We start from the raw sequence: 5,166 nt of genomic DNA, 5'->3' as shown, positions 1-5,166 counted from the left end.
GCATCGAGGAGTTCGCGCCCGAGAAGTCCTGGTGGGGAGACAAAAAACGAGAGGGGCGCGAGGAAAACGAACGAGCATGGAAGGTTTCAGTCGAGCAGATCAAAGCGGGCGGCTATAACCTCGACATCAAAAACCCCAATACTGTTGAAGATGACCACGGCGATCCCGAGGAGCTGCTGGCCGAGTACAAGACGCTTCTTGCCAGTGTGGCCGATACGCGTGAGAAGCTAAAGCGGGAGCTGATGGAGGCCCTTGAGCGAGACCCCGTTCAGGAGCGGGATTCGGCATGAGCGAGGTTGCCATTTATCAGGCAGAGGATGGGAAAACCCGTCTCGAAGTGCAGCTTGAACATGACACCGTATGGCTGAACCAGGCCCAGTTGGTCGATCTGTTTCAACGGGACCAGTCCGTTTTGTCCCGCCACATTCGCAACGTGTTCAAGGAAGGAGAGCTGGACGAAAAAAGCAATATGCAGAAAATGCATATTGCAAATTCAGACAAGCCGGTCGCGTTCTACAGTCTCGACGTCATCATCTCCGTTGGCTACCGGGTCAAATCGCAGCGCGGCACCCAGTTCCGCCAATGGGCGACACGTGTGCTGCGCGAGCACCTGGTCAAAGGTTACACCCTTAACGAGCAGCGCCTGCAGGAGGAACGCGCCAAACTGCAGGAAATACAGCAAGCCGTCGCGCTGCTCTCGCGTACCCTCGCGCAGCAGCAACTGCTCAGCGACACCGGGCAGGAGGTGCTGCAGGTCATCACCGACTACGCCTACGCTCTGGCCACTCTCGACCGCTACGACCACGGCACCCTGACTGTGGAGGCCACCAGCGGCCCGGCCGTGTTCGTGCTTGAGTACGACAAGGCCATTGCCATCGTCAAGTCGATGAAGACCGATTTCGACGGACTCTTCGGCCAGGAGAAGGATCAGGGGTTCAAGAGCGCACTTGGCGCCATCTACCAGACCTTCGACGGTAAGGATGTTTACCCAAGCGTCGAAGAAAAAGCCGCCAACCTGCTCTACTTCATCGTCAAGAACCACGCCTTCACCGACGGCAACAAGCGCATCGCCGCCGCTGTGTTCATCTTCTTTCTGGCGCGTAACGGCATCCTTTACCGCGAGGACGGCTCCAAGCGGCTGGCCGACAACGCCCTGGTTGCGCTCACCCTGCTGATCGCCGAGAGTAGGCCGGAAGAGAAGGACACCATCGTCAAGGTGATCGTCAACCTCATCAACCGGAGCAACGCCTGATGACTGCCGAGACGTTTTTCACCAATTTCGGACATCTGGCCGATGCGCCCAATGGGGTGCAGAAACTGCGTGAATTGATTCTTCAGCTTGCGGTGCAGGGGAAGCTGGTGCCACAGGATCTGTCTGATGAGCCTGCCTCAGCTCTGATTGCCAAGGTTTTGAACACGAATGGTGAAAGTTTATTGCTAGAAAAAAATCCGTATTTGCTTCCTAACAGTTGGTTATGGGTAAAGCTGGGTGACATATCTATAATTGAGCGTGGAGGTTCCCCTCGGCCAATCAAAAGCTACATTACAGAAGATCCTAACAGGTTGTTGAAAAACTATTTACCCAAGCCCTTGATTTTACTAGGCCTGACACCCTAATTTTGCTATAATTTCGCGCATAAATATCCGAATTTGCAGGAGAAATGTTATGCGCGGCGAAGACCAGAAGCAGCAGGCTATGTTCAGTTATGTCTCTCCGGAGACGCGGGTTCCCAAGGATCACCCGCTGCGGCCGATCAAGATCATGGTCGACAACATTCTCGATGATTTGGCACCCTTATTCCGGGAAATGTACTCGCATACCGGCCGCCCCTCGATACCTCCGGAACAACTGCTGCGTGCTTCTCTTCTGCAAGTGCTCTACACCATCCGCAGCGAGCGAATGCTGGTTGAGCAGTTGGATTACAACCTGTTGTTTCGCTGGTTTGTCGGTCTCTCCATGGATGGCAAGATTTGGAATCATTCGACCTTTTCCAAAAACCGCGACCGGCTGATGCAGTTCGAAGTGGCCGCAGCGTTTTTTCAGGCAACCAAGGCCCTCGCTCAACGCGCCGGGCTGGTGTCGAAGGAGCATTTCACCGTCGACGGAACTCTGATCGAAGCCTAGGCGTCGATGAAGAGCTTTCGTCCAAAGGATGACCAGGAACAGGATCCGCCGGCAAACGGTGGCCGAAATCCCGAAGTCGACTTCAAGGGGCAGAAGCGCAAAAACGATACGCATCAGTCCACGACTGATCCGGACGCCCGCCTGCTCAAAAAGGGCAAAGGCAAGGAAGCCAAGCTCTGCTTCATGGGGCATGCCCTGATGGAGAATCGTAACGGCTTGGTCATCGACAATCGCTTGTCCCCGGCCAATGGCACCGCCGAATGGGAAGCGGCTCTGGAGATGGTCGAAAACCTGCCAGGGACAAACCGGATTACGATCGGCGGTGACAAGGGTTACGATGTCCCGATCTTCGTCGAAGGACTGCGGGAATTATTGGCCACCGCGCACGTCGCACAGAAGGATAAAGGCTCAGCCATCGATGGGCGTACCACTCGGCATGAGGGCTACCGCATCAGCCAGCGAGTGCGCAAACGCGTCGAAGAGATCTTCGGCTGGTTGAAGACCACAGGATGTTTGCGCAAAACGCGGCATCGAGGACTTGACCGGGTCGGATGGATGTTTGAGTTCGCCATGACCGCCTACAACCTGGTACGAATGCGCAACTTAATCTGGGCAACAGGATGAAAAAAGGAATAAATCCGCCTGTTGATCCCCAAAAACGGCGCTAAAGGGCTTTAACAAGCGCCAAAACGAAGAGTTTCGGCCCGGAACCAACGAAAAACAGATTGTCAAAGATCGAAAAAATCGCTATCGGGAGCGGAAAGGCCAACTCCCGGTTAGTTTTTCAACGGCCTGTTAGTGTTCCCCGGCAAAGCCGGGGGGGATTCCTATGGTACATAAAATGACATGTTTAAGAGAATCGGATATGTGAACGCACCCGTGAATCATTCTGGGATGGAATGCCTATTCCCATTTAAGGCCGATGAAATCTGCTGAAGATCGCTAAACAGGGACCGAGCCTAATCTTATGGATAAAACCAGCGACACGCATCCTTTACGAATCGACCTCCTGCAGATCCCTCATGTCAAAGGCGAACTCGGCCTGACCTTCTGCCCAGGGAAAAAGGGAAAAGGTCTGTACTCAGGCAACTGGAATCGGGACCTCGATAAAGACCTCGCCGAAATCGAACGATGGGGCGCGCAAGTCTTGGTTTCCTTAATTGAGGATCACGAATTCGAATTGCTCGGCGTTGACGATTTCAGGGAACGAGTAGCAAGGAAAAACCTGCAATGGTTTCATCTGCCCATTGTGGATGTCAGTACACCCGACGATCGTTTTGAAAGCGCATGGGAGACTGTCGGGAACCGGATTCGCGGAATTCTGTGCAGCGGGGGTAAAGTTGTTTTTCATTGCCGCGGCGGCCTCGGACGAACCGGTCTTTTGGCTGCCCGAATACTGGTCGATTTCGGTCTGGAACCGGACAAGGCGATCGAGCAGGTCAGACAGGCTCGCCCCGGAGCGATTGAAACCCGGGAGCAGGAGCACCATGTCCATGCCTACCATGCGAAGCATGCCCAGAGAACCCTGGACCATTATCTGGGCTGCCTCTTAGGTGGAGCGGTCGGCGACGCCCTTGGCGCGGCTATCGAATTCGACTCCCTGGCCGAAATCAGAAAACGCTTCGGACCTGCAGGTATCCAGGATTATGCCGAGGCCTTCGGCAAAGTGGGAGCGATCACCGACGATACCCAAATGACGCTCTTTACGGCCGAAGGTCTGCTTCGAGCTGTCAGCCGTGCCCAGGACAAAGGAATAGGGCCGTCCTTTGTCAGTTGCACTCACTATGCATATCGGCGCTGGCTGGTGACCCAAGGGGAGGCTGAGAAAAATCAGGTCTCCATGGACGGATGGCTGGCCCATACTCCTGAACTGCACAGTCGTCGCGCCCCCGGCAATACCTGCCTCTCGTCACTTCGCCATGACCGACCTTTTCTGCTGGACAATTCCGGCTCCCGGCACAACGACAGCAAGGGATGCGGGGCCGTGATGCGCATGGCGCCTGTGGGTCTGCTTTTCCAATCCCACTTTATGTGTCGCGTTATGGATCCTGGTATGCGTGACCGGGAATCGTTCAAAGTCGGACGGGATCTGGGCTATCTGACCCACGGCCATCCCTCCGGGTATTTGCCGGCGGCCTGTCTTGTCATGATGATCGGGCGGATCATCGATGGAGATGACCTGAACGTGGCTATCGACAACACGCTCGATATCCTCAAAGAGCATCCGGGTGGAGAGGAAACAGAAGCCACCGTCAAAAAAGCCTGCGAGTTCGCCGCAGATCCGGAACTGCCTCATAGCGCGGAAACGGTCGAGAAACTCGGGGAAGGGTGGGTCGGCGAGGAAGCCCTGGCGATCGCGATCTACTGCGCCCTGGTCGCCGGGAACGACTTTGATCTCGGAATCCGCCTTGCGGTCAATCATTCCGGCGACAGTGACAGTACGGGAGCGATTGCCGGAAACATCCTCGGAGCTCTGCTCGGGCGAAAAGCCATCGCGGAGCGATGGCTAGGGCGACTTGAACTGCGCCAGGTTATCGAGCAGGTCGCGACCGATCAATTTCTTGGATTTGAGGATGATGACGATTGGTGGAGGAGATACCCTGGGTACTAACTGGAGAGGCGTGCTGACTCTTACCTGATATCCTGAGTGCCACGACATCAAATTCTGACCAAGAAGCCGCGCTAAAGTATTTGATATTATGTGGTAAAGGTAAAAATTCTAAAGATTTACCTCTGATCTTATCCCGTAGATCCCCAAGCATCCCTTCCCCTGAACCCTATTCACAGGACAGCACTCTGCCAAGGTGACAGCCTGTGAGGATTTCTCTTTTCCTGCTCCTCTTGCGTTCGCTTCCAAATTCGGTACCAGCCTATTGTTTTAAGGAGGCAGGGCAAAGGTATCAGCTATCGCCTTGGCTGCTCTGGGCTGTCCGCTTCCCCGCAAAAAGTTACCCCCGGATTTTATGGATGTCAATGGATTCTAGCAGACTTGTGAAAACTCTGGATACAGAAAAACCCGACTGATTTTGCGGGTTTGAAGA

3 protein-coding genes and 2 pseudogenes are annotated in these 5,166 nt (G+C 54.6%); all 5 read left to right on the top strand.

The features are described 5' to 3' along the window. Positions 1 to 290, top strand: a pseudogene (locus AB7E65_RS11905) (SAM-dependent DNA methyltransferase); the annotation flags it as partial. After that, a complete protein-coding gene (gene rhuM, locus AB7E65_RS11900) occupies positions 287 to 1,252 on the top strand; it encodes a RhuM family protein (protein WP_428746008.1) in 966 nt (321 codons plus the stop codon). The pseudogene AB7E65_RS11905 and the gene rhuM, both read left to right, overlap by 4 nt. Beyond that, positions 1,252 to 1,617, top strand: coding sequence for a hypothetical protein (locus AB7E65_RS11895; RefSeq protein WP_428746007.1), 366 nt, complete (start codon positions 1,252 to 1,254; stop codon positions 1,615 to 1,617). Before rhuM ends, AB7E65_RS11895 begins: the two co-directional genes overlap by 1 nt. A gap of 49 nt (positions 1,618 to 1,666) precedes the next feature. After that, positions 1,667 to 2,749: pseudogene (locus AB7E65_RS11890) on the top strand (IS5 family transposase). Between the two features lie 343 nt (positions 2,750 to 3,092). Further along, the gene (locus tag AB7E65_RS11885; protein ID WP_428746006.1) at positions 3,093 to 4,736 is read left to right on the top strand and encodes an ADP-ribosylglycohydrolase family protein; all 1,644 of its coding nucleotides are present in this window, start codon (positions 3,093 to 3,095) and stop codon (positions 4,734 to 4,736) included. The last annotated feature ends 430 nt before the right edge of the window (positions 4,737 to 5,166 follow it).

Source organism: Syntrophotalea sp., assembly GCF_050253115.1.
Taxonomy (GTDB): domain Bacteria; phylum Desulfobacterota; class Desulfuromonadia; order Desulfuromonadales; family Syntrophotaleaceae; genus Syntrophotalea; species Syntrophotalea acetylenica.
This window is presented reverse-complemented; position numbering and strand designations above follow the sequence as displayed.

Coding starts and splice junctions, on each gene's coding strand:
- rhuM (WP_428746008.1), top strand. CDS start 287: ATGAGCGAGGTTGCCATTTATCAGGCAGAGGATGGGAAAACCCGTCTC.
- AB7E65_RS11895 (WP_428746007.1), top strand. CDS start 1,252: ATGACTGCCGAGACGTTTTTCACCAATTTCGGACATCTGGCCGATGCG.
- AB7E65_RS11885 (WP_428746006.1), top strand. CDS start 3,093: ATGGATAAAACCAGCGACACGCATCCTTTACGAATCGACCTCCTGCAG.